Consider the following 25,443-nt stretch of genomic DNA (forward strand, 5'->3'; position numbering starts at 1 on the left):
CCGCGTTTGCAATTCCTCCGTATTTCAGGCCGTCTGAAAGGAAGTTTCCGCTTTCAGACGGCCTCTTGGCATCATCATTCATGAATCAAAAAGTTTTACGCCTCTGCATCCTGCTGTCTGCCGCCGCACTGGCCGCCTGCACAGCCAAAAAACCCCGCCCCGCCTTAAAGCCCGCCGGCACCACCGTGCAACCGGTCAACACCTACCGCACCCCGCAGCCCGCAGGACAGCGCGCCACCGCCGGTACGACCGTCCGCCCCGCGGGCAGCAGCGCGTCCTACACCGCCGTCGACTACGCCGCACTGCCGCAATGGTCCCACCAGCACTTCGCCAAAAGCCTCGAATCCTTCCTCAAAGGCTGCGAAAAACTGCAAAACCAACCCGGCTGGCAGGCCGTCTGCACGCAGGCCGCGCAAACCCAACGCAACAACCACGCCGCCCGCAGTTTTTTCGAACAATACTTCACCCCCTGGCAGGTCAGCGAAAACGGCCAACTCGGCGGCACCGTAACCGGCTATTACGAACCCGTCCTCCACGGCGACACGCAAGCCTCCGCCCGCGCCCGCTTCCCTGTTTACGGCATCCCCTACGACTTCGTCTCGGTAGACCTGCCCGCCAACCTGCGCGGCAGCAAAGCCACCGTCCGCGTGCGCCAAACCGGACAGAACACCGGCCGCATCGCCGCCGACGGCACCCACACCGCCAACCTCGCCGCCTTCCCCATCACCGAGCGCACCAAAGCCCTCAAAGGCCGTTTTGTCGGCGGCAGCTTCGTCCCCTACCACACCCGCAACGAAATCAACGGCGGCGCGCTGAACGGCAAAGCACCGATACTCGGCTATGCCGACGACCCCGTCGAACTCTTCTTCCTCCAAATACAAGGTTCCGGCCGCCTGAAAACCCCGTCCGGCAAATACATCCGCCTCGGGTTTGCCGACAAAAACGAATACCCCTACGTCTCCATCGGCCGCTACATGGCCGACCGCGGCTACCTCCCGCTGGCGCAGACCACCATGCAGGGCATCAAAGCCTATATGCAGCAGAACCCGCAAAAACTAGCCGAAGTATTGGGGCAAAACCCCAGCTATGTCTTCTTCCGCACCCTCGACGACAACAGCGACGGCCCCATCGGCGCGCTCGGCACCCCCCTGATGGGCGAATACGCGGGCGCGGTAGACCGCCACCACATCACGCTCGGCGCACCCCTCTTCGTCGCCACCACCCACCCCGAAACCCGCCACGGCCTCAACCGCCTGATTATGGCGCAGGATACCGGCAGCGCCATCAAAGGCGCGGTGCGCGTGGATTACTTCTGGGGATACGGCGACGAAGCCGGACGCGTCGCCGGCAAAATGAAACACACAGGCTACGTCTGGCAGCTCCTGCCCAACGGCGTCTCGCCGCAATACCGCCCCTGAGCCGGAAACCGACAGGCCGTCTGAAAGTCCCGCTTCTGCATATTGAAAACAGAAAACCCTGTTTCGTCCAGAAAACGGCGTTTCCGCGAAGCCCGAGCGGCTTTTCAGACGGCCTCAGCACTACAGCCAAGAGCATAAAATGCCATAAAACCACACAAAACGGCGCATCAAATAACAAACAACGCCGAAAACGGAAAATTAAGCAATTTAATAACACAAAACCGCAAATTCCATCTTGCCAAGCCCCTGCCGGGGCGGCTATCCTTCCCGCCTGACAAAAACAACGCGACAACGGACACAGCCATGAACCGCATGAACAAAACCGACGACATCCGCATCAACGGCATAGACGAACTGCTGCCCCCCATCGCCCACCTCTACGAACTGCCGCTGGACGACAAGGCGGCCGAACTCGTCGAAAGCACCCGCAACCAAATCGCCGACCTCATCCACGGCCGCGACAAACGCCTGCTCGCCGTTATCGGCCCCTGCTCCATCCACGACCCCAAAGCCGCCCTCGAATACGCCCGCCGCCTGCTGCCCCTGCGGCAAAAATACGAAAAAGAGCTGCTCATCGTCATGCGCGTTTATTTTGAAAAACCGCGTACCACCGTCGGCTGGAAAGGCCTCATCAACGACCCCTATCTGGACGGCACCTTCGACATCAACTTCGGCCTGCGCCAAGCCCGCCGCCTGCTGTTGGATCTGAACAACCTCGGCATGCCCGCCTCCACCGAATTCCTCGACATGATTACCCCGCAGTATTACGCCGACCTCATCTCCTGGGGCGCCATCGGCGCGCGCACCACCGAAAGCCAGGTGCACCGCGAGCTTGCCAGCGGCCTGTCCTGCCCCGTCGGCTTCAAAAACGGCACCGACGGCAACCTCAAAATCGCCATCGACGCCATCGGCGCGGCCTCCCACCCGCACCACTTTCTCTCCGTTACCAAAGCCGGACACTCCGCCATCGTCCACACCGCGGGCAACCCCGACTGCCACGTCATCCTGCGCGGCGGCAAAGAGCCGAACTACAGCGCGGAACACGTCCGAGACGCAGTCGCCCAACTGACCAAAGCCGGAGTCAGCCCCCGCCTGATGGTAGACTGCAGCCACGCCAACAGCCGCAAAGACTACACCCGCCAAATGGAAGTCGCTCAGGACGTGGCGGCGCAAATCCGCAACGGCAAACAAAACATCATGGGCGTGATGGTGGAAAGCCACCTCGTCGAAGGCCGTCAGGACAAACCCGAAACCTACGGCCAAAGCATCACCGATGCCTGCATCGGCTGGGACACCACCGAAGAAATGCTCGCCCTGCTGGCCGACGCCGTCCGCAACCGCCCCTGACGCACGCACACCGTCCGAGGCCGTCTGAAAAGCACCACCCGCATTTTCAGACGGCCTTTCCGCATCAGCCGTCGGACAGAACCGCAAATACCGATTGCCGTCAGACAAACGGCCTGCTATAACCGCAAACCTTTCTTTCAGACGGCCTTCAAACACACGGAACACCCATGAAAATCATACTGGCCACCTCCATGGGCGGGCTGGGCGGCACCGAAACCGCCAGCCTGCGCCTCGGCAGCCTGCTGGCACGGCACGGACACGACGTATTGCTGGCCGCATCCGACGGCCCGCTGGTCTCCGACGCACAAGCCGCAGGCATGCGTTGGCAAAACATCGACTTTTACGGCGGCGGCCGCACCGGCTACCTGCGCGCCGCCCTCGCCTTCGCCCGCCTGCTGCGCCGCGAACGCCCCGACATCGTCCACTGCCAAATGGCGCGCATCGTCCCCGCCTGCGCAATAGCGGCCAAAATCTGCTCGCCGCGCAGCAAGGTTTTCTACCACGCGCGCGGCCTGAACTCCGAAACCTATCCCAAAATCGCCCGCCTGTTTGCCAAGCTCGGCGTATACATCATCGCCAACTGCCGCCACGAACAGCAGAAACTCATCCGCCACGGTTTTCCCGCCGAACGCACCGCCTACACCTACAACGCCCTGCCGCCCGCCCCCGCCGTTTCCGCCAAAACGCCGCGCGGTTTCGTCGTGCTCGGCACATTGTCGCGCTTGGACAAAGTACGCGCCGTCCACCTGACGATAGACGTTTTCCACACCCTGCTACAACGCGGCCTGCCCGTCCGGCTGCACATCGCGGGCACGGGCGAAGAACGCCCCGCCCTAGAAGCGCAGGCCGAACGGCTGGGCATTGCCGACAAAGTTTCCTTCCTCGGCGCGGTGCGGGATTTGAACGCCTATTTCGCCGACACCGATATTCTGGTGAACACCTTGGACTGCGCGGGCGACCACGGCGCGGGCGTGGGCAACAATATTTTGGAAGCCGGGCTGTACCGCACCTCTGTCGCCAGCTACGACGCAGCGGGCATTGCCGAAATGGTGGAAAACGGCAAAACCGGTTTCTGCACCCCGCTGCACGACCAGGCCATGCTGGCCGACGCGCTGGAGCAACTCGTCCGCTCGCCCGAACTGCGTCAAACCTTCGGCAACGCCCTGCACGAACGCGTTACCCGCCTGTGCTCGGACGACGAAATCTACCGCACGACCATGGCCGCCTACGCACTGTAAGGCCGTCTGAAAAAAACCGTTTCATCCAGCTAAACCGTGCTTTCAGACGGCCTCATCCGCAAAACCGCGCCTGACGGAAAACCAAGCCTGCGGTCGCGGATTGCCGAAGCGCACGCGCACGGCCAACCCGACATGCAAAACCCGCACCGGCGGCAGAAAACCATCCTGAAACCGCCCCGACCGACCGCCGCCCGCCACATGGCGGCAAACTGTTTTTCAGACGGCCTCCCGCACACACTTTGCGGATAAAACCGCCGCCCTTACAATAGCCCCTTTTTCAGACGGCCTCCCGCACCATGAACATCACCATCGTCGCCCCTTTCTGCTCGCTGCCGAACGAACCCTACTTCAACCGTTTCCGCTATCTGGCCGAACGGCTGGCCGAACGGCACGACGTTTTGCTGATTACCAGCAATTTCCGCCACCACGACAAAACCTTCCGCCGCCCCGAAGACGCGGCCGCCGCATCGGAAGGCCGTCTGAAAGTCATGCTGCTGGCCGAAGACGGCTACCGCAAAAACGTTTCCCCCGCCCGCCTGAAAAGCCACCGCACCTTCGTCAAAAATCTCGAACGCTGGCTGCAAAACTGCCCGCCGTATTCGCAGGACGTCGTCTATTCCGCCTACCCGCTGATGGGCAGCAATATCCTGCTGGGGCAACACAAAGCGCGGCTGGGCTTCAAACTGATTACCGACGTGCAAGACGTATGGCCCGAATCCTTCTCCGCCGTTTTGCCCTTCATCAAAAAACTCCCGCCGCGCCGCCTGCCCTTCGCCCGCCGCGCCGACCGCGCCTATGCCTGCGCCGACGGCCTGATCGCCGTCTCCGACAGCTACCTTGCCCGCGCCCGCGCCGCCAATCCCGACGTACCCGCCGAAACCGTCTACATCGGTGCCGACTTCGGCGAAATCGCCGCCATCCCGCCGCACCGCTTCGCCGAACGCAAAACCCGCCTGTTCTACCTCGGCACCCTCAGCCACAGCTACGACGTCGAAACCGTCTGCCAAGGCGTGCGGCTTCTCGAAGCGGCGGGAGAAACGGTGGAACTGCACATCTGCGGCGGCGGCCCCGACCTCGCCCGTCTGCAACAGAAATTTTCAGACGGCGGCATCATCTTCCACGGCTACCTGCCCTACCGCGAAATGATATCGCTGGCCAAAGGCTGCGACATCGCGGTAAACCCCATCCACAGCTACGCCATGCAGTCCGTCACCAACAAACTGTCCGACTACATGGCACTGCAAAAACCCATCCTCAACAGCCAGCAAAAACCCGAAGTACACCGGCTGCTGAACCTACTGCCGCACGAACACTACCGCTCGGGCAACGGCGCGGACTTCGCCGCCGCCTACCGCCGCCTGACGCACAACCGCCAAGCCCCTGTTCAACGCGACGAAATCGCCCGCCGCTTCGACCGCGACACCGCCTACCGCCGCATCATTGCCATGATAGAAGGCTTCGTGTAAATTACCACGCTTCCCGCCGTCCACACGGCATAACAAACCCCAAAAGGACTTCCCATGAAAACCCGCACCGCCGCCATCGTTTTGGCCGCCGTTTTAACCGCTCCCGCCTTCGCCGCCGAACCGGCGCAAACCGCCGAGACAACACAAGCCTCCGAAGCGGCAACCACCTTCTGCAAACTTTCCGCCACCATCGCCCATGATGCCGTATTGGCCAGACTGAACGGCGAAAAACGCGAACAAGCCGAAAAAAGACTGCTGAAACGCTTCATGCCTGCGGCCAAACACGTCAAAGCCCGCGAAATGGTTCAAGAAACCGTCACACGCCTGACCGGCTCAATCTACCAATCCAAGCTGAACCCGAACCTGGAAAAATCGGATTACAAATACATTGCCGAAGAAGTCGGCAAAGGCGAATTCCAACTATGCATGGAAGCCGCAATGTCAAACTGATAGAATCCGCCAATCAGGCCGTCTGAAACCGAAAATCCCACCCTTCAGACGGCCTGCAATGCGAGGCAACCCGCCTACCCCCGTAAACACGATACCGACCGAAAAGGAAAAACATGAATACCAAAGCCACCCTCACCGCCGTCCTGCTGCTGGCCGCCTCCGCCACCTTTGCCGCACCGTCTGAAGAAGACAAACAGAAAGGCATCGAAGCCTTCTGCAACGCAGCCGCCAACATGGCATACGACTCCATGCTGTCCGGCCTGAAAGGCGAAAAACGCCCGGCCGTACAAAAAAAACTGGAAGCCAAATACCTCAAACCCTTTGCAGAAGATAAAAACCTGTCCGGAATCATGGGCGAACAAATCAAATACGCACTGAAAAAAACCGAAGTCATCCTGAAAGAAGCCAAACAAGCCGGCTTAAAAGTAAAACCGGCAGAATACGAGGAACTGGCCATGGAAGCCGGCAGGGCCGAAATGGAAGTCTGCATGAAAAACATGGCCGAATAAGCGATGAAGGCCGTCTGAAAAAGCTTCAGGCGGCCTTTTGTCAAACCGAGGAATACCAATGAACACATCAAAATACGCCGCCGCCATACTTTTTGCCGCCGCTTTTTCCGCCGCATCCGCAGAGCCTCGGGAAGCCTCCGTCCAAGACAGATGTATCCTCACCGGCCTGATGGCGCAAACCGCCATGGGCGAAAGGCTGGCCGGTACGGACATCGGGCAGGCAATGGAAAAAATGACCGAACGCTACATGGTGGTTGCCCAAAACGACGCCACCCGCGCCTTCGTCGAACGGCAAATCGCCCGCGTCGCCCGCGGAATATACCGTTTGCCGCAATCGGCTTTAAACGCGGTCCCGAAATCCGACTATGCAATCTTCGCACGCGATGCGGGCAAGGCCGAATACCAACTGTGCATGGAGACACTGACCGGCAAACCCGCGAAAGCCGAATAAAGGCCGCCTGAAAACCATGACCGACCCCGTCAAACGCCTGCTCGACATCATCATCACCGCCGCCGCACTCGTCCTGCTGTCGCCCGTCCTGCTGCTCCTCGCCTGGCAGATACGGCGCAAACTCTGCACGCCCGTCCTGTTCCGCCAAGTCCGCCCCGGACGCGGCGGCATCCCCTTCGTGATGTACAAATTCCGCACCATGCGCGACGCGGAAGACGAAAACGGCCGCCCCCTGCCCGATGCCGAACGCCTCACACCCTTCGGACGCAAACTGCGCGCCGCCAGCCTGGACGAACTGCCCGAACTGTGGAACGTATTGAAGGGCGACATGAGCCTCGTCGGCCCCCGCCCGCTGCTGATGGAATACCTGCCGCTCTACAACGCCGAACAACGCCGCCGCCACCTTGTGCGCCCCGGCATCACCGGCTGGGCGCAGGTAAACGGCCGCAATGCCATCTCGTGGCCGGAAAAATTCCGCCTCGACGTATGGTATGTCGAAAACCGCTCCCTGCTTCTGGACATCAAAATCCTCTTTTTAACGGTTAAAAAAGTCTTAGACCGCAGCGGCATCAACAGCGAAGGCGAAGCCACCGCCGCCAAATTCACCGGCAACGACGACGCATAAAACCGGCCGTCCGAAACCCGTTTCCGCTCCGCCGAAACCGCACTTTCAGACGGCCCCTTCCCCAATCCGACCCGAAAAAACATGAAAACATTCCGACTATTCGCCGCAACGATACTGGCCTGCTCCTTTCAGACGGCCTCCGCCTACGATGTAACCCGTGGCGCATTGCAAAACCACCCTGCCTTGGCAAGCTACGGCTACAACCTAAACGCCATTCACAATAACAACCGAAACGTTGTTTATTACGGCAACAATACAAGCACCTATAACGGCGGCAATATCCTAACGCTGAAAAACCTTTACTATCTCAACGAGATAGATCGGCAAATCGAAAGGCGCAGAAGACCCGTAAATTACAACAACCCGCGCATATGTATGAAAGTTCCGGTTGTTGAAAACAGAGGTTCGCAACTCTGCATGCATCTCTTTCTCGACCGCGCGCTCCCCGCACCGAGGGCAGAACTGTATTTCAGCAACGATGACATCGGATATCAAGGCCCAGTCCTCACATACGAAAACGGCATCCTCATAGAAAGCACCGTTTACCACGATAATTTCGAGCTCCAAGAAGGCGGGAAACGTTACGAACGCATCAACGAAAAAACCTATGCCGTTACCCAATACGGCCGCGAACGCACACCCGTCGCCGGTTCGTACGCCGAAATATCGGCCGAACAGGCCGCACAGGAAATCGGCGTAAAAAGCGTGTATCTACAAGATGCGTTGTCTCCGTCCCTTTACGAACGCGTCGTGAAAGCAACGAAGAAAATACGCGGCTCGAAATAAACGGCGTTTTCAGACGGCCTGCCGCCTCCAATCTTGGAAACACCCATGCAGAAAACACATAAAAAACTCGCCATCATCGGTGCGGGCGGCCACGGCAAGGTCGTTGCCGCCACCGCACTGTCCGCCGCCCGCTGGACGGAAATCGTCTTTCTCGACGACGAAGCGGAAGGGGAAATACTCGGCCTGCCCGTCATCGGCTGCACAGGGCTGGCGGGCATGAGCGTTTTACCCGCCGAATACGATTTGGCCGTGGCCATCGGCAGCAACGCCGTCCGCGAACGCCTCTGCCGCCGTTTTGCCGCGCTGGGCTTTTCCCTGCCCGTTATCATTCATCCGAGTGCCGTCATCGCGCCCGATGTCGAAATCGGCGCAGGCAGCGTAATCTTCGCACAAGCCGTCATCCAGCCGTGCTGCCGCATCGGCGACGGTGCAATCGTCAATACCGCCGCCACGGTCGATCACGACTGCATTCTGGGCGGCTTCGTCCACATCAGCCCCGGCGCGCACCTGGCGGGCGGCACGCAAATCGGCGGCGGTTCTTGGATAGGCATAGGCGCGTGTACCCGCCAGCAAATCAAAATCGGCGCAAACGTCATTGTCGGCGCGGGCGCGGCGGTGGTATCCGATGTTTCAGACGGCCTGACCGTCGTCGGCAATCCGGCCAAACCCTTAATCAGGCCGTCTGAAAACACTTTGGCGGCTAAGTCCGAACAAACGGACGGGCAAAAATAAATCCGCCGCCGTATTCAAACAGGCCGTCTGAAAAGCTACAATCCGCCGTTTCGTTTTTCGATTAAAGGCCGTCTGAACGGTTTTCAGACGGCCGGAAAGCCCGTCATGCTCAACACCGCCCTCTCCCCGTGGCCGAGCTTCACCCAGGAAGAAGCCGATGCCGTTTCCCGCGTTCTCTTGTCAAACAAAGTCAATTATTGGACCGGCAGCGAATGCCGCGAATTTGAAAAAGAATTCGCCGCCTTTACCGGCACGCAATACGCCGTCGCCGTCGCCAACGGCACGTTGGCACTCGATGTCGCGCTTAAAGCAATGGGCATAGGCGCAGGCGACGACGTCGTCGTTACCTCGCGCACCTTCCTCGCCTCCGCTTCCTGCATCGTTACCGCAGGCGCAAACCCCGTGTTCGCCGACGTGGATTTGAACAGCCAAAACATCAGCGCGGAAACCGTCAAAGCCGCGCTGACGCCGAATACCAAAGCCATCATCGTCGTCCACCTCGCCGGTATGCCCGCCGAAATGGACGGCATCATGGACTTGGCAAAAGAACATGATTTGTGGGTTATCGAAGACTGCGCCCAAGCGCATGGCGCGAAATACAAAGGTAAATCCGTCGGCTCCATCGGACACGTCGGCGCATGGTCGTTCTGCCAAGACAAAATCATGACCACCGGCGGCGAAGGCGGCATGGTGACTACCAACGACAAAGAGCTGTGGAGCAAAATGTGGTCGTACAAAGACCACGGCAAAAGCTATGACGCCGTGTACCACCGCGAACACGCCCCCGGCTTCCGCTGGCTGCACGAAAGTTTCGGCACCAACTGGCGCATGATGGAAATGCAGGCGGTCATCGGCCGCATCCAGCTCAAACGTATGCCCGAATGGACGGCTCGCCGCCAAGCACACGCTGCCAAACTGGCAGAAAGCTTGGGCAAATTTGCCAGCATCCGTTTAGTTGAAGTAGCCGACTACATCGAACACGCGCAATACAAGTTCTACGTTTTCGTCAAACCCGAACACCTGAAAGACGGCTGGACGCGCGACCGCATCGTCAACGAACTGAACGCGCGCAAAGTCCCATGCTATCAAGGAAGCTGCTCCGAAGTCTATTTGGAAAAAGCCTTCGACAACACGCCGTGGCGGCCGAAAGAGCGACTGAAAAACGCCGTCGAACTGGGCGACACCAGCCTGATGTTCTTGGTGCATCCGACGCTGACCGACGACGAAATCGCGTTCTGCAAAGAACACATCGAAGCCGTGTTGGCCCAAGCCACGGCATAAACCGTTTTTTCAGACGGCCTCCCCCGATTGAGGCCGTCTGAAAACAAAATGGAGTACAATCCGCCGTTTCCGTTTTATCCCTTACCGAGGCCGTCTGAAACGGGCCGGGCGCGCTTTTCAGACGGCCTCAACCGTTTGACGGCCGTCTGAAAACGGCTTTCAAGAAGTAAAAAGGCATCCGCTATGCAAGCATCCGAAATCAAACAATCCGCCATCGGCAAATTCCGCGACAAAACCGCCACAATCGGCATCGTCGGCCTGGGCTACGTCGGCCTGCCGCTGATGCTGCGCTACGCCGAAACCGGCTTCAAGGTGCTGGGTTTCGACATCGACGCCGAAAAGGTCAATAAACTGAACAAGGGCGAAACCTATATCGAACACATCACGGCCGACAAAATCGCCGCCGCCCGTACCACCGGTTTCGAAGCCACCACCGACTTCTCCCGCATCGGCGAAGCGGAAGCCGTGATTTTGTGCGTGCCGACCCCGCTGAACAAATACCGCGAGCCGGACATGAGTTTCGTCATCGACACCACCGACGCGGTAAAACCGTATCTGCGCGCCGGCCAGGTTTTGTCGCTGGAATCCACCACCTATCCGGGCACGACCGAAGAAGAGCTGCTGCCGCGCGTGGAAGAAGGCGGCTTGAAAGTCGGCGAAAATGTATTCCTCGTTTACTCTCCCGAACGCGAAGACCCGGGCAACCCCGATTTTGAAACCCGCACCATTCCGAAAGTCATCGGCGGCCACACACCGGCCTGTTTGGAAGTCGGCCTCGCGCTGTATCAGCCCGCCATCGACAAAGTCGTCCCCGTCAGCTCCACCAAAGCTGCCGAACTGACCAAACTTCTGGAAAACATCCACCGCGCGGTCAATATCGGCTTGGTGAACGAGATGAAAATCGTCGCCGACAAAATGGACATCGACATCCACGAAGTCATCGACGCCGCCGCCACCAAACCGTTCGGCTTCGTCGCCTACTATCCCGGCCCGGGCTTGGGCGGCCACTGCATCCCCATCGACCCGTTCTACCTGACTTGGAAAGCGCGCGAATACGGCGTAAACACCCGCTTCATCGAACTTGCCGGCGAAGTGAACTCTTCCATGCCCGAATATGTGGTCAATAAAACCGCGCTGGCGTTAAACGACCGCCAACGTTCGATTAAGGGCAGCAAAGTGTTGGTATTGGGCATCGCCTACAAGAAAAACGTAGACGACATGCGCGAAAGTCCGTCGGTGGAAGTAATGGAACTCTTGCGCGACCTCGGTGCGGAAATATCCTATTCCGACCCGCATGTGCCCGTGTTCCCGAAAATGCGCGAACACAAATTCGACCTGAAAAGCGTACCGCTGACCGCCGAGAGCATCGCCTCTTACGACTGCGTGGTGCTGACCACCGACCACGACAAATTCGATTACGATCTGCTGAAACAACACGCCAAACTGATTGTCGATACGCGCGGCAAATATTCGGGCAAACACGACAACATCGTTAAAGCATAAGAGGCCGTCTGAAAATGTTTGAAACCATCTCAAACCGCAAAATCAAATTCGCCCTGGTCGGCTGCGGCCGCATTTCCAACAACCATTTCGGTTCGTTCGAATCGCTGCAAGACGAGTGCGAACTCGTTGCCGTGTGCGACACCGATCCCACCGCGCTTGAAGCGGCGGTCAAACGCACCGGTGCAAAAGCTTATGCCCGCTACGCGGAAATGCTGGCCGAAACCGATGCCGACGTAATCGTCATCACCACCCCGTCCGGCCTGCACCCCGAGCAGGCAGTACAGGCATTGGAAGCCGGTTTTCACGTCGTTACCGAAAAACCGATGGCCACCCGCCTGCACGACGGCGAACGCATGGTCCAAGCCGCCGACAAAGCCGGCAAACGCTTGTTCGTGGTGAAACAAAACCGCCTGAACGCCACACTGCAACTGCTCAAGCGCGCGGTAACGGAAAAACGCTTCGGCAAAATCTGCATGGTGCATTTAAACGTCTTCTGGACGCGCCCGCAGTCGTATTACGACCAAGGCAACGGTTGGCGCGGCACTTGGGAGTTTGACGGCGGTGCGTTCATGAACCAGGCCAGCCACTACGTCGATTTGATGGAATGGCTCATCGGCCCGGTCGAAGACGTGCAGGCGATGATTTCCACCCACCGCAACATCGAAGCCGAAGATACCGGCGTGATGAACATCCGCTGGCGCAACGGCGCGCTCGGCTCGATGGCCGTTACCATGTGCACCTACCCGAAAAACCTCGAAGGCTCGATTACCATTCTGGGCGAAACCGGCACGGTACGCATCGGCGGCATGGCGGTGAACGAAATTCAGGAATGGAACTTCGCCGACGAACGCGATTACGACGAACAAATTAAAAACGCCAACTATGAAACCACTTCGGTATACGGTTTCGGCCACCCGTTGTATTACAAAAACGTCATCGACGTACTGCGCGGCCAAGCCGAGCCTGTTACCGACGGTCGCGAAGGCCTGAAATCGCTGGAACTGATTATCGCCGCCTACCTCTCCGCCCGCGACCATAAAACGGTTTCGCTGCCACTGGTTTACTAACAAAAGACAACAAACATAAAAAGGCCGTCTGAAAACCTGAAATAGGGTTTTCAGACGGCCTTCCGTTATTTGCCACCCTCTCCTGCCAAGCCGTGCAGCAACAATCCCAATACGTCCTGCGGCAGCTTTTGCGGCGCAGCGGCATAGGGGGCGGCCAGTTGCGGGTGACGCATCAACACGTCCGCCTGACGGATGAACAGGTCGATGAGTTCCACCGGCAAATCGGGCTGAATCAGGCGGCGTTGCTGCAGGGTGTAGAAGAAGCCGCGCATAAAGGCGTATTTTTCTTCGTTCAACTCATGGAAAAACCGTTCCAGCTCCAAATCGGTGTTTTCTTCGATGTCGCGCAGGAAGGCGGCGGAATAGAGTTCTTCAAATGATTGTTTTTGCAGGGCAAACACAGATTCGGCGGCTTCGCGCAGGCTGCATTGCTGTGCAAGCAGGTTTTCAAATTCGGTACGGACGCGGTTTTTCTGCCCGGTAACGATTTCCTGCAAGAGCACGTTTTTGCCGCTGTAATATTTGTAAAAGGTAACGCGGCTGACGGCGGCCTCGGCGCAGATTCTGCCCACGGATACGGCGGAAAAGCCGTGTTCGCGGAACAGGCGGCGGGCGGCGTTGATGATGGTTTGTCGTTTGGCGGTGGTCATTTGTCTGTTTTTGTGAAATTTTAAAAGCCGTATCAGCCGAAATATCCATCCAGATGCGCCAGATAGCCTGCCGCGCTTTGCGCCACCAGCCTTTCGGCGGCTTCGTCGTAGCCCGCATTGCTGTCTATGGTGTGGAAGGCAAACGGCGGCTGCCAGTCGGCATTGCAGTAGCGGGCGGTCAGCTCGAACGGGCGCAATACATCGTCCAACCCGTAACCGACTGCGCCGTTCGGGCGGTAATCTTCGGCGGGCGCGCCCAGCGATACGGCAATGCCTGTTTTGCGCCCGGCAAACGCCCTGCCCGCCGAACCGTAGGCCCAGCCGTAGGTCAGCACGTCGTCAAACCATTGTTTCAACAACGGCGGACAGTTGAACCAGTAAACGGGAAACTGGAACACGATACCGCCGTGCGCCTCCACCAAAGCCTGTTCGCGGGCAATATCGATTTTGCCGTCGGGATAGGCGGTGTAAAGCCGATGGACGGTAAAGCGGTCGGGATGTTTGGCCAATTCGTCCAACCAGCGTTTATTGACGACGGACTGCGCGATATGTGGGTGGGCGGCGATGATTAGGGTTTTCATACATGTCTCCTGACTAAGAGTTCATCGGACGGCTGCCGCCGTCCTTATGATTGTACCGTTTTTCGCAAACCGCGTTTGCAGGCGGTACGGCTTTATATGCGGAGAATTGATAACCTCTTGCATTTCATCATTCCCTTTCCTATAATTTACAAATATAGTAATTTAATGTAAATCTGTAAACCAATATAAACTTGTCTGAACGGATAGAGAAATGCCAACCCCGCGCCCGTTGCCCCTGTTGATTGCCGCCATTTTTGCGTCTGCCGCCCATGCCGCCGACCTGCCCGCCGAAACCGAAGACGGACGGTTGGAAGAAGTCGTCGTAACCGGCGAACGCACCAACCGCAGCGGCTTTGAAACCGCCACGTCCAACCGCGTTTTCACCACGCCGAACATCGACCGCAACGGCCACAATCTTTCCGCCTCCGACCTGCTCAAACAGACCGTGAACACGGTGGACTTGGGCAGCGGCAACGATTTGCCGACCGTGCGCGGCGTGGACGGCTCGGGACCCGCCGTCGGCGCGGTGGCGTTTTTCGCGGGCACGAGGCCGCGCCTGAACCTGTCCATAGACGGCCGCTCCGCCACTTACAATGAATACGCCTTCGGCACGCAGTCGTTGTGGGACATGCAGCAGGTGGAGGTCTTGCGCGGACCGCAGAGCCATGTGCGCGGGCAGAACGCGGTGGCGGGCGCAGTGGTGATGCGCTCCAAAGACCCGACCGACGAATGGGAAGGCGCGCTGCGCTTGGGTTTGGGCAACCAGAAAACGCGCAACATCGCCGGCGTAGTGTCCGGCCCGATTGTGAAAAACAACCTTGCCTTCAGATTGAGCGCGGAGCGGCAGCAGCGTGAAAGTTACGAGCCGTTCGTGTCCTATGAGCCAACCGGCAACCCGCGCCGCGTGGAAAACACCAACGTGCGCTTCAAACTCCTGCTCACGCCCGAAAACCATCCCGATTTTTACAGCCGCCTGACGCTGAACCACATCCGTTCGCGCGCGCCGCAAAACGAAATCATGGGCAACACCGCCAGCCGCCGTTTTTTAAAAGAAAAGCCCGTGTTCGTAACTGGCTCGACATCGGGCATCTGGGACGTATCGTGGCAGCTTAACGACTACCTGAAGCTGGAAAACAAACTGGTTTACGGCCGCTACCACAACGAGCGGCTGCACCTGCCGATGACCGTCAGCCCGCAAGGCGTGCCCGCAGAACTCAAAGGCCGTGAACTGCAATGGGAGCCGGTATTGCATTTTTCAAACAAAGGCCGTCTGAAAGGCCTTGCCGGACTACACTACTTCCGCAGCAAACAAGACGAATGGGTGGACATCCGCAGCGTCGGCGGCCGCAACACCTTTGACGACCGCAACAGCGTGCGCGCCCTGTTTGCCGAAACCACATACAGCCCCAGCGAAAAATGGGACATCACAGCCGCCGCCCGCATTGAAAAAGAAACGCACAAACGAAGCGGCGGCAGCGGCGCACTGCACCTCGATTTAGACAAAGGCCAGACCGTGTTCCTGCCCAAAATCGACATCGCCTTCAAACCCACCGACCAATGGGTCAGCGGCATCAAAGCCGCGCGCGGCTACAACCCCGGCGGCGCGGGCATCACCTTCGGCCGCCCCGTCGTAACCTACACTTATGAGCCCGAATATGTGAACAACTACGAGTGGTACACCCGCTGGCGCAGCGCAGACCGCCGCCTGCAACTCTCCGGCAACCTGTTCCTGAACCACTACCGCGACATGCAGCTCCCCTTCTATCTCGGCACCAACTCCGTCGTCATCCGCAACGCCAAAAAAGTCCATACCTACGGCGCAGAACTTGCCGCCGACTGGCAGGCCACCGACAGCCTGAAACTCACCACCGGACTGGGACTGCTCAACACCAAAATCAAAAGCTATCCCAACAGCGGCATCGAAGGCAACAAACTCGGCCGCGCGCCCAAATACACCGCCAACATCGGCGTGAAATACCTGAACGACAAAGGCTGGGAAGCCGGCGGCGACGTGCGCTTCTACGGCGGCTACTATTCCGCCGCCGACAATGCCGAATCAGGCAAAATCGGCGCGTACAACCAAGTCAACCTCTACACCGCCTACAACTTCAAACAAGGCCGCGTCTCGCTCTACGCCGACAACGTGTTCAACCGCCGCCGCCCCATATTCATTTCCAGCGCCGACCGCCAAGACGCGCTCTACCAACGCCCCAGAAGCGTAGGCGTGAGCGCGGAATGGAAGTTTTAGGCGAAGCTGAAATGATGGAAGCCGTCTGAAACAATCGTAGGTCGGGCATCAATGCTCTACCTACGGTGACTGGAATAACGAAGGTCGTCTGAAACGGCCGTAACAACCGATTATCGTCATTAGCTTACGCAAGTCCGCTTCGCTACCCCCGCGCAGGCGGGAATCCAGACCTATCCGCACAGAAACTTATCGGATAAAGAAGTGCCCTTGAGTCTCCATTCTGGATTCCCGCCTGCGCGGGAATGACGGCACAAGAAGTCTAATAAAAAGCCAAGCATAAACGCCCAACTATTGACCTACCCTGCTTCCCCAAAACACCCAAAGGAACCCCATGCACTACTTCACCCCCGCCAAAACCCTGCCCGAAGGCACCGTCTACCTGACCGATCTGACCCACGTCGCCGACTTTTCCGACTGGCTGGCCGAATTCGAAACCCTGTTAAACCAAAACCGCCGCTTCGCCACCGTCTGCACCCCCATGCGGCGGCAGGTAAGCGACGAACAGCGTATTGCCGACCGCAAAACCTACATCGAATGGATAAAGGCACACCGGCCGCAACTCGCCGAACGCTGCGCCGCCATGCTCCTCATCGAACCCGACGCGGCGCAACTGGCGTTCTTCCGCGAACAATCGTCCAAACTCGCCCCCGCGCTGGGCGTAAACTACATCGTCGAAGCCGACGAGCAAACCGCCCTGCAAAAGGCGGAAGAAGCGTTGAAGGTCGTCTGAAAACAGAATCCATGCTCCGGCAGCGGCTTTATCATCCAGTCTTGCCTGCCATATACGGATTTGAGCAAACCGACATTCTTTTGATAGCATGGGAAAACTCGGCAACTGACTTTCAGGAGTACAAAAATGTCATTTACCACAATCATTTATGCCCATCCCTACGATCAGAGCTTCAATCACGGCATTTTGCGGCGCGTGCAGCAACTATTGGACGAAAAAGGCGAAAAATACCAACTGATCGACTTATACGCAGACGGCTTCAACCCCGCCTACACCAAAGAAGAGCTTGCCCTGTTCAACCAAGGCAAAGCCCTTGACCCGCTGGTTTTGCATTATCAGGAACTATTGAAAACCACCAACCGACTGATTTTCATCTTTCCGATCTGGTGGTCGGACATGCCCGCCATCGTCAAAGGATTTGAAGACAAAGTTTTCCTAAAGACACTCGCTTACGTCCCGACTGCCACAGGCTTGAAAGGCAACCTATCCCACATCAAAGAAGCACTGGTCATCAGCACGTCCACCGCCCCCACATGGTATCTGAAATGGTTTTGCGGCAACGGCATCGGCAAAGCGATGGTGGGGCACACGCTCAAAGGCATCGGTATCGCCAAACGCCGGTGGCTCAACTTCGGCAATATGGACAAATCCACCGCCGAACAGCGACAGGCGTTTTTGGCGGATTTGAGCCGTAGCGTGTAATGCCCGAACCATCCGCACGTCCCGCCACAGCAAGAAACGGCTGCGGACGGGAAAGCGGATTCAGAAAGGTCGTCTGAAAACCAAAACGACAAACGATGCAACAAACATCGTTTTTCAGTTTTTCAGACGACCTCAAACCAAGGAAACACCATGCCGCAAAAACCCACACCCCCCGCCCCGCGCGACTGGCTGCTGCTTATCGGCGGCAGCACCTACAAATTCACGCTGACCGGTTTTTATCTGGTCGCGCTGGTCGCTATTTTGAAAAACCACGGTTACAGCCTGAACCAACTGAGCTGGATACATTTAATCGGCGGTATCGAAGCGGCGAAGGTGTTGTTTGCTGCGCTGATGGAGCGGCGGTCGGCGGGGCGGTTCGGGCGGTTTCGCGGCTGGCTGCTGGCGGCGACGCTGGGGCTTTCGGCGGTGTTCGGGCTGATGGCCTGTACCAACATCACGCAGAACTTCCCGCTGCTTCTGGCCTGCTGCGTTTTGCTCTCGGCAATGTCGGCGGTGTACAGCTGCGCGATGCTGGGCTTGTCGTGCATCGTTCTGCCGCACCGCGAACGCGGTTTCGGCGGCGTGATTCAGACGATGGCGGCGCGCGGCGGCAAGATGATAGGCGGCGCACTGGTGTTGTGGCTGTATCAGGAATACGGGCAGACAGCGGCGGCGGGCTTGATGCTGGCGTTCACCCTGCTGATGCTGCTGCAACTCTTGTGCTACCGCGAGCCGGAAAGCCCGACGGCGCAAGGCGGTTTGACGGCGTTGGCGGCGCGGCTGGTCTCCTTTTGGCGGCGGCCTGAAACGGGCTGGCGGTGGCTGGTTTTGCTGTTTACCGTTGCCGCGCCGTATGCGTTTGCGGCGGCGACTTTTGTGCCCAAGCTGGCGGATTTCGGCTTCTCCCCCAAACAGACGGGCGGAATTCTGGCGGTGGGTATTCCCGTTGCCTGCCTGATTGTAACGCCGCTGTCGGGCTGGTTTTCGCGCAATTATCCGCGCCGCAAACTCGTTTTTCTACTCTACGCGCTGCAACTGCCGCTTTTGGCGTCCATGACCGCCATCGACGCGCTCGCCCGCGTCCACCCTTGGCTGCCACCCGCGCAAATCATCGCCCTGAGCCTGAGCTACACGCTACTGCTGCCGGTGATACTGGCGTTGGTAATGGACAAATCCGACCGCGCCACCGCCGCACTCGACAGCAGCCTGCAATTTTCCGTCGTCCTGCTCGGCAGTTACGCGGCGGGTTTCGCCGCCCTACGGCTGGCAAAGGCAGTCGGCTATGCCGATGCGTATTGGGTGGCGGTGGGTCTGGCCGTATTGGCGGGCGGGCTGCTGTATGCGTGCCGAGGCCTGTTTGATTCAGACGAGCCGTAAGACTCAAAGAAAGGCCGTCTGAAAACCCGAAACGGGGTTTTCAGACGGCCTTCCGTTATTTGCTGCTACTCCTGCGCTATGATTTCCACGCCCGCTTCTTGCAAGGCATGTATCAATTCCGGCGGCGGATTGCAGTTTTCCAGCCCTATAATGCGTCGCAGGTTCGGCAAGTATGCCAAATCGGCAACGGCCTGTTTGCCGATGGGTAAAAGTTCGTCGCCGCAACCGGGGTCGAAAAAGGGAAACATTTCTTCGTAAAGTGCCGAACCGCCGTCCAAGCCGCCGTCGATATAGAGTTCGCCTACTTCGTTTAACAGATGCTGCGGGATGTCCAACCGCTCGAAATATTCAAGGATTTCAGGGATAACGGCATAACCGTCGGCTTCCCTGTCTATCCGCCGACCTTCGTATTCTTTGACAAAAGTGTCCAGCAGCAGGCGCGGCTTGAGTAGGTTCCGCCGGTACATCAACTCGTCAATCACGGCGATTTTCAGGCCGATATCGGCAAACGGTACGCTGGGTATCTGGTTCAAATTGTATGTACCGACAGCTTTAGGCGAACTTTCCGCTTCCGACAGAAGTGCGCGGACGGTTTCGGCGGTGGGATTATCCGGCAGGCTGTCGGCCAACAATTTCAGGCAGTGTCGCGTAACAGGGTCTCGGCGGATACAAATATGCGCTTCTTTACGGCTGTCGGTTTTTTCGGGCACAAGATTCAAGGTATCCAAGGCGGCACAAAGCAAGGCCTCCCGTTTATCCACCGATATTTTGCCGTCGGTAGTGAGCGCAGTTAAAAGCTGTTCCGCCTGTCGGTAAACATTGCTGCGTTTGTCTGCATGGATACCCATCATATTGTTCCATAATCCGCCTGCAGGACGCGACTGTTGACGGGCATTTTGGGCTTCAATCATCAGGTATTCCGACAATGCGGACGCATCGCCCCAATCGTCAAGCGCGCTCAAAATCAATATATCCCCCTGTTCAGGCCAACGCCGCAGAAACGGCACAACCCACGGTGCAGCAGCAGTCTTGACAACATGATTGCCGGCACGGGCATGATAAAAAAACAGGCAGAACACTTCGGCAAGCCACGCGCCGGTTTGCATTTCAGCAGGCCATTCGCGTTCTAGTACGGCATCGATGCGCGCGCAGATTGCCGGCGCATATGAGGTAATAGTTTGATCAGCTTCCTGTTCAGATTTACTGCGACAACGGTCTACGGTATGGAAGAATTTGTCGCTGGCAAACGCTTCAGCGAATTTGTGCAGCCCTGTTCCGTCTTTCAGACGGCCTGCCAGCGCGGCATCAATGTTTTCCAGCAAGAAATCGTAAAAATAGGGCAGGCATGCCGCTACGGAATAAGTCTCAAAATGCTTTTTCCATGCAGCACGGATTTTGCTTGTTTTTTTACCCGCTTCCATGGCCGCCGTATCGGCAGCAAGCATGGCGTACAGGGGATTGGGCGGTGTTTCAGGCGGAGACGGCGGTTGGTTGTCGAAGAAATTTTTGAGTTTGGAAAACATCGGGAGTCCTTAAAACAGGCCGTCTGAAAAGACAGATTTTCAGACGGCTTTTTTGTATATTGTACGGATTTACACGTCGTAAGTACCCATCACGCTGGCACTGGCGAGGATGTGCCCCTGCATGGCGAAGTGCAGGTCGTTGAAGCGGAACCCGCGCGGCAGGTTCAGTTTGGTGTCGAGGGCATAGACAATCAGTTCGTAACGGTGGCGGCAGTTGGGTGGTGCCATGCCGCCGTAGCAGGAGGCTTCTTCAATGTCGAATTTGCCCAGCACGCTCGCCCAGCTGTTCGCTCCTTGAACGTAGTCGGTAGCGCGCAGGCTTTCGTTTTCGGCAACGGAAGTGCGTTGCAGGTCGGCAATCAGCCAGTGCGTCCAGACGAAGCCGCTGGCGGTAATCGCATCTTTGTCTTCCAATACGACGGCGAAGGATTGCGTGCCTGCAGGCACGTCGCTGATGTCGAACGGGATGGAGTAGGTCGGCATGCCGTTCGGGCTGAACTGGCTGCCGCGTTTGCCGAAACGGTCGGCAAATTCGCCGTTGATGATTGCGCTGCTGTCAATTTGCATGTTGATCTCCTGAAAGGTCGGTGGGGGACGACTATGATATGGAGATAATATGCCGTCTAAAAAGGTGGTGGGACAGGTAAAAATTCGTATGGAATTTCAGCTTTTAAATAATGCAGTTAAACGGTCATTCCCTATTTCCAAACGGCCTGGTTCGGTCTGGCGGGACAAATATCGGATTCGGACGGATGCTCCCGAATCATCACGTTCAATACCGGCCGGCCTCATTTTCCCGCCCACACAAAAGGGATAAACGGTGGATGGGGCATTCCTCTTTCAAGCCGCCATCTGTCGGTCAGCCGCCCGCTTCTTCGCCGAATACCTGCCGCCACAATTCGCGCACGGTTTGGTAGTGCGCCGCCAGTTCTTCGTCGTTTTCGGCAACGGCGGTGTCGCGCAGTTTGGTGTCGTGCTGGCAGGCGCGGTAATGGCGGTAGGCGCGGCGGGCGCGTCCGGCCAGCGCGGGGTCGATTAGGCCGTGTTCGGCGGCGGTTTCGAGCAGGGCGATGTTGCCGGTGTTGTCCATGAGGGCGGGACAGTCGGCGGCGTGGGCGAGTATCAGGTATTGGACGATGAATTCGACATCGACGATGCCGCCGCGCGCGTATTTGATGTCGGCGGGCAGCGGGGGATGGGCGGCGGTGATTTTTTCGCGCATGGCGAGTATTTCCCGCCTCAGGGTGTCGGGGTCGCGGCGGAGGCGGAGTATGCGGCGGCGGGTGTCTTCGAATTGGCGGCCAATGTCGGGGTCGCCGCAGATGAAGCGGGCGCGGGTCAGGGATTGGTGTTCCCATGTCCATGCGTTTTCGTGCTGGTATTTGTCGAAGGCGGCGGTGCTGTGGACGGGAAAGCCGTCGTCTCCGTTGGGGCGCAGGCGCAGGTCGATGTCGTAGAGCGTGCCGGCGGCGGTGCTGCCGGACAGCCATGTGGTCAGGCGGTTGGACAGTCGGGCGTAGGTCTGCCCTGCCTCTTGGTCGGGGTCGTCAAATAGGTAGACCAAATCCAAGTCGGACGTGTAGCCGAGTTCTTTGCCGCCGAGTTTGCCGTAGCCGATGATGGCGAAGGCGGGTTCGTCGCGGTGTTTTTTCGGCATCTGCCGCCATGTGTGTTGCAGGGTTTGGTTGAGTATGATGTCGGCCAGATGGGAGAGTTGGTCGCTGACGGCTTCAACCGTCCATCTGCCGGACAGGTCTTGTACGGCCAGACGGAAGGTGTGGGCGTGGTGGAAGTGGCGCAGGGTGTCCATTTTGGCTTCGGCATCGTCGCAGGCGGCCAGGGCGGCGGCCAGTTCGGTTTGCTGCTGCGGCCAGTCGGGTCGGTTGTCGGTCAGCTGCGCACTCAGGAGTTCGTCCAGCAGGATGGGGTGTTGTTGCAGGTAGGCGGCTATCCACGCGCTTTGGCTCATGAGTTCGGCCACGCGGGTGAGTTCGTTGGGGTATTCGAGCAGGAAGGCGAGATAGGACGGGCGGCGGCTGACGGTTTCGAGAAAGTCGGTCAGGCGGGACAGGGTTTCGGTCGGGCGGCGTGTGTCGGCGGCGGCCTGGATGATTTGGGGCATAAGTGCGTCGAAACGGGGCTGGCTGCGCGGCGACAGGCTGCGGTAGCGCGTGCTCAGCCTTAGGGCGTGCAGGCGGCGTATGGTGTCTTCGGCTTCGAATCCCGCCTGTTGCAACAGGGGGATGTGCTCTTCGGCAGGTTCGGGCCACAGGGCGGCAAAGCGGGCGGCAGGCTGCTCTTCGGGTTCGGAAAGGATGTTGTCGAATTCGGCGGTAACGGCGGCGCGGTGCGCGTTCAGGCCGTCTGAAAAGGCTTCGTAGCCGGTGTAACCCATGCTTTCGGCCAAGAGTTGCCGCTGTACGCCATCTTGCGGCAGGGTTTGGGTTTGCAGGTCGTCCCAGTATTGCAGGCGGTGTTCGAGTTGGCGCAGGAAGCGGTAGGCTTCGAGCAGGGTTTCGGCGGTATGGGCGGGGATGATGTTTTGGACGGCGAGTTGGCGCAGGGTTTCCTGCGTGCCTTTCAATTGCAGGGTTTTCAGACGGCCTGCGCGTATCATTTGGAAGATTTGGGCGATGAATTCGATTTCGCGTATGCCGCCCGCACCGAGTTTGATGTTGTCTTCCATGCCTTTTTTACCGACTTCGGCGCGGATTTGGCGGTGCAGGCCGCGCATGGCTTCGTAGGCGTTGTAGTCGAGATACTTGCGGAAGACGAAGGGGCGGACGATGGCGGCGATGTCGTTTTTATGCGGCGTAACCACGCGGCCTTTGCACCATGCGTAGCGTTCCCATTCGCGGCCGTGGGTGATGAGGTATTGTTCGAGTGCGGCTTCACTCCACACCAGCGCGCCCGCGTCGCCGTCGGGGCGCAGGCGCATATCGACGCGGAATACTTGGCCGTCGGGGGTAATGTCGTTTAGCAGGGCAATCAGTTTTTGCCCGACTTTGGTGAAAAATTCCTGATTGTCGCGTTCGCGCCGCCCGTTTGTCGCGCCGCCTTCGGGATAGGTGAAAATCAGGTCGATGTCGGACGAGACGTTCAACTCGCCGCCGCCCGCCTTGCCCATGGCAACAACGGTGAGAAACTGGGCTTCGCCGCTGTGGCGGCCCGTGGGCGTGCCGTAAAGCCCGACGTAGTAGCCGTAGGCATAGTCCAACGCGGTATTGACGGAGAAATCGGCAAAACGGGTGATGGTTTGGGTTACTTCGTTCAAACCGCTCATTCCGTTCAAGTCGCGGACAATGATTTGGACGACGACGTGCCGCCGCAATATCCTGAGCTGCCGCGCCAAACCGGCTTCGTCTTCGTTTTCCCGCAACGCCTGCCAGTCGGCGAAGTTGCGGAAGTCGTCTTCGGACAACTGCCGCGCCGTCCAGTCGGCCAGCAGGTTCAGGTCCAACGTGTTGCTGTCGAGGCAGCGGGCGAGAAAGCGGGAATGGCGGCGGGCATGGGCAAACAGTTCGGCGGTGTTCACGGCGCGATCTTTCGGTGAATGGGAATAAACAGGATTATAAGGCCGTCTGAAAACGCCGTCTGCGGTAAAACCGCCCAAACCGCACCTTTTAACCGCCCAAGCGTCTTTCCACCGCCTGCCAAACGGCCTCGGTCGGAATCGCCGTCAGCAGCGAACGTTCGTCGCGCGTGTCTATTTGGTCGGGATGCGGCAGTTCGCCGTAGTCGCCCGCCCAAATAACCGTGGCGCGGTCGGAATACGGCCGCCAGTTTTCCAGGCGCGTGGGGCCGAACAGCGCGACCTGCGGCTTGTCGAGTGCGGCGGCGATGTGCATGGGCACGGAGTCCACCCCGACAAACAATTCCGCGCCTTCGATGGCGGCAGCCAATTCACGCAGGTTGAGCGTACCGTCCAACACAAACAGCGGCGCGTCTTCAGACGGCACGACCTGCCGCCGAACCGCTTCCAACATCGCATGTTCGCGCGCGTCGGGTGCGGCGGTCAAAACCACCGCACGGCCGCCGTCAATCAGCCTTTGCACGATTTGCGCCGTGTTTTCAGACGGCCAGCATTTGAAAAACCAGCGCGACCCCGGATGCAGCAAAACATAATCCTGACCCGTCCAGCCCTGTTGCGCCAACTTCTGCCGCAACGACGCGCGGACGGCATCCGAAACCGCCATCCGCACGCGCCCCGATTCGGCAGCGGGCAGATTCAACGGCGAAAGCAGATGCAGATTGCGCTCGACGACATGCACGCCTTCCCGCTGCCGCAAGACCGAAGTGTGCATCCGCCGCCAAAACCCGTTGCCGCCGCGTGCGCGAGGATACGCCAACCGTACGGGCGCGCCGCTGAAAACCGCCGCCAAGCCTGCCCGCCAACGGTCGGAATAATTCAAAACCACATCGTAGCCTTGGGCGCGTATCTCGCGCAGCAGCGCATACTCCTGCCGCAACTGATACCCGACACCCTGCTTCTTCCAATTCCTATCCACTGTCAAAACACGGCGGATAAGCGGATTATCGGCAACAATGTCTTCCATACCCTTGTACACCAGCATATCGACCGCGCAATCGGGTTCGGCCTGTTTCAAAGCATCGGCGGCGGCAGTGGCCAGCAAAATATCGCCGTGGTGCATAAGTTGGATGATCAGGATGGTTTCAGACGGCATAATCGGATAAGCATCGGATAAAAGGGCGTGCAGATTACCGCCGACCTGCCGTCCGGTCAAATACGGCACAATTT

Annotated in this window: 24 protein-coding genes; 18 read left to right on the forward strand and 6 right to left on the reverse strand. The window is 58.5% G+C overall.

The features are described from left to right. The first annotated feature begins 80 nt into the window (after positions 1-80). The 14 genes from mltA to BM261_RS07695 all read left to right on the forward strand — a co-directional run bounded on the left by mltA (position 81) and on the right by BM261_RS07695 (position 12,873). The gene (gene mltA / locus BM261_RS07630; RefSeq protein ID WP_074897084.1) at positions 81-1,418 is read left to right on the forward strand and encodes a murein transglycosylase A; all 1,338 of its coding nucleotides are present in this window, start codon (positions 81-83) and stop codon (positions 1,416-1,418) included. A 303-nt stretch (positions 1,419-1,721) separates the two neighbouring features. Then, complete coding sequence (aroG, locus tag BM261_RS07635; protein WP_074897086.1) at positions 1,722-2,765, forward strand: 3-deoxy-7-phosphoheptulonate synthase AroG; 1,044 nt, start codon at positions 1,722-1,724, stop codon at positions 2,763-2,765. A gap of 167 nt (positions 2,766-2,932) precedes the next feature. Continuing rightward, entirely contained in the window at positions 2,933-4,003 is a 1,071-nt protein-coding gene (locus BM261_RS07640) for a glycosyltransferase (protein WP_074897088.1), read from the forward strand. Positions 4,004-4,039: 36 nt separating this feature from the next. Next, positions 4,040-4,252, forward strand: a complete 213-nt coding sequence (locus BM261_RS07645) for a hypothetical protein (protein WP_074897090.1) — start codon at positions 4,040-4,042, stop codon at positions 4,250-4,252. Positions 4,253-4,299: 47 nt separating this feature from the next. After that, positions 4,300-5,469, forward strand: a complete 1,170-nt coding sequence (locus tag BM261_RS07650; RefSeq protein WP_074897093.1) for a glycosyltransferase — start codon at positions 4,300-4,302, stop codon at positions 5,467-5,469. A gap of 54 nt (positions 5,470-5,523) precedes the next feature. Beyond that, positions 5,524-5,919: a hypothetical protein gene (locus tag BM261_RS07655; protein ID WP_003771788.1), complete on the forward strand. Its 396-nt coding sequence runs from the start codon at positions 5,524-5,526 to the stop codon at positions 5,917-5,919. A 113-nt stretch (positions 5,920-6,032) separates the two neighbouring features. Beyond that, positions 6,033-6,428: a hypothetical protein gene (locus tag BM261_RS07660; protein ID WP_074897095.1), complete on the forward strand. Its 396-nt coding sequence runs from the start codon at positions 6,033-6,035 to the stop codon at positions 6,426-6,428. A gap of 58 nt (positions 6,429-6,486) precedes the next feature. Next, the gene (locus BM261_RS07665; protein ID WP_074897097.1) at positions 6,487-6,879 is read left to right on the forward strand and encodes a hypothetical protein; all 393 of its coding nucleotides are present in this window, start codon (positions 6,487-6,489) and stop codon (positions 6,877-6,879) included. A gap of 16 nt (positions 6,880-6,895) precedes the next feature. Next, positions 6,896-7,504, forward strand: a complete 609-nt coding sequence (locus BM261_RS07670) for a sugar transferase (RefSeq protein ID WP_074897099.1) — start codon at positions 6,896-6,898, stop codon at positions 7,502-7,504. Positions 7,505-7,585: 81 nt separating this feature from the next. Further along, the gene (locus BM261_RS07675; RefSeq protein WP_074897101.1) at positions 7,586-8,290 is read left to right on the forward strand and encodes a hypothetical protein; all 705 of its coding nucleotides are present in this window, start codon (positions 7,586-7,588) and stop codon (positions 8,288-8,290) included. A gap of 45 nt (positions 8,291-8,335) precedes the next feature. Next, positions 8,336-9,022: an acetyltransferase gene (locus tag BM261_RS07680; RefSeq protein ID WP_074897103.1), complete on the forward strand. Its 687-nt coding sequence runs from the start codon at positions 8,336-8,338 to the stop codon at positions 9,020-9,022. 105 nt (positions 9,023-9,127) lie between these two features. Continuing rightward, positions 9,128-10,303, forward strand: a complete 1,176-nt coding sequence (locus BM261_RS07685; protein WP_074897105.1) for a DegT/DnrJ/EryC1/StrS family aminotransferase — start codon at positions 9,128-9,130, stop codon at positions 10,301-10,303. Between the two features lie 183 nt (positions 10,304-10,486). Next, positions 10,487-11,806 carry a nucleotide sugar dehydrogenase gene (locus BM261_RS07690; RefSeq protein WP_205277217.1) on the forward strand — a complete coding sequence of 440 codons (1,320 nt, stop codon included), beginning with the start codon at positions 10,487-10,489 and terminating at the stop codon, positions 11,804-11,806. 14 nt (positions 11,807-11,820) lie between these two features. After that, positions 11,821-12,873 (forward strand): Gfo/Idh/MocA family protein, encoded by a 1,053-nt coding sequence (locus BM261_RS07695; protein WP_074897107.1) that lies wholly within the window; start codon positions 11,821-11,823, stop codon positions 12,871-12,873. A gap of 65 nt (positions 12,874-12,938) precedes the next feature. Here BM261_RS07695 and BM261_RS07700 read toward each other — a convergent pair whose 3' ends face one another. Both BM261_RS07700 and BM261_RS07705 read right to left on the reverse strand, forming a co-directional pair. Then, entirely contained in the window at positions 12,939-13,523 is a 585-nt protein-coding gene (locus tag BM261_RS07700; protein WP_074897109.1) for a TetR/AcrR family transcriptional regulator, read from the reverse strand. 32 nt (positions 13,524-13,555) lie between these two features. Next, positions 13,556-14,104, reverse strand: a complete 549-nt coding sequence (locus BM261_RS07705; protein ID WP_074897111.1) for an NAD(P)H-dependent oxidoreductase — start codon at positions 14,102-14,104, stop codon at positions 13,556-13,558. Positions 14,105-14,315: 211 nt separating this feature from the next. Here BM261_RS07705 and BM261_RS07710 point away from each other — a divergent pair, with 211 nt between their 5' ends. The 4 genes from BM261_RS07710 to BM261_RS07725 all read left to right on the forward strand — a co-directional run bounded on the left by BM261_RS07710 (position 14,316) and on the right by BM261_RS07725 (position 19,161). Next, positions 14,316-16,352, forward strand: coding sequence for a TonB-dependent receptor (locus tag BM261_RS07710; RefSeq protein ID WP_074897114.1), 2,037 nt, complete (start codon positions 14,316-14,318; stop codon positions 16,350-16,352). Between the two features lie 331 nt (positions 16,353-16,683). Beyond that, entirely contained in the window at positions 16,684-17,082 is a 399-nt protein-coding gene (locus tag BM261_RS07715; RefSeq protein WP_070603220.1) for an extensin, read from the forward strand. Between the two features lie 126 nt (positions 17,083-17,208). Further along, entirely contained in the window at positions 17,209-17,784 is a 576-nt protein-coding gene (locus BM261_RS07720; protein ID WP_074897116.1) for an NAD(P)H-dependent oxidoreductase, read from the forward strand. 150 nt (positions 17,785-17,934) lie between these two features. Beyond that, positions 17,935-19,161 carry an MFS transporter gene (locus BM261_RS07725; protein ID WP_074897118.1) on the forward strand — a complete coding sequence of 409 codons (1,227 nt, stop codon included), beginning with the start codon at positions 17,935-17,937 and terminating at the stop codon, positions 19,159-19,161. Positions 19,162-19,226: 65 nt separating this feature from the next. Here BM261_RS07725 and BM261_RS07730 read toward each other — a convergent pair whose 3' ends face one another. The 4 genes from BM261_RS07730 to rfaQ all read right to left on the reverse strand — a co-directional run bounded on the left by BM261_RS07730 (position 19,227) and on the right by rfaQ (position 25,438). Continuing rightward, positions 19,227-20,684, reverse strand: coding sequence for a DUF6892 domain-containing protein (locus BM261_RS07730; protein ID WP_074897120.1), 1,458 nt, complete (start codon positions 20,682-20,684; stop codon positions 19,227-19,229). Positions 20,685-20,753: 69 nt separating this feature from the next. Further along, the gene (locus BM261_RS07735; RefSeq protein WP_074897122.1) at positions 20,754-21,251 is read right to left on the reverse strand and encodes a YbhB/YbcL family Raf kinase inhibitor-like protein; all 498 of its coding nucleotides are present in this window, start codon (positions 21,249-21,251) and stop codon (positions 20,754-20,756) included. Positions 21,252-21,543: 292 nt separating this feature from the next. Further along, a complete protein-coding gene (gene glnE, locus BM261_RS07740; RefSeq protein WP_074897157.1) occupies positions 21,544-24,219 on the reverse strand; it encodes a bifunctional [glutamate--ammonia ligase]-adenylyl-L-tyrosine phosphorylase/[glutamate--ammonia-ligase] adenylyltransferase in 2,676 nt (891 codons plus the stop codon). Positions 24,220-24,307: 88 nt separating this feature from the next. Beyond that, positions 24,308-25,438: a putative lipopolysaccharide heptosyltransferase III gene (rfaQ, locus tag BM261_RS07745; RefSeq protein WP_240317926.1), complete on the reverse strand. Its 1,131-nt coding sequence runs from the start codon at positions 25,436-25,438 to the stop codon at positions 24,308-24,310. Positions 25,439-25,443 lie beyond the last annotated feature (5 nt).

The organism is Neisseria elongata subsp. elongata (genome assembly GCF_900113545.1).
Taxonomy (GTDB): Bacteria; Pseudomonadota; Gammaproteobacteria; order Burkholderiales; family Neisseriaceae; genus Neisseria; species Neisseria elongata.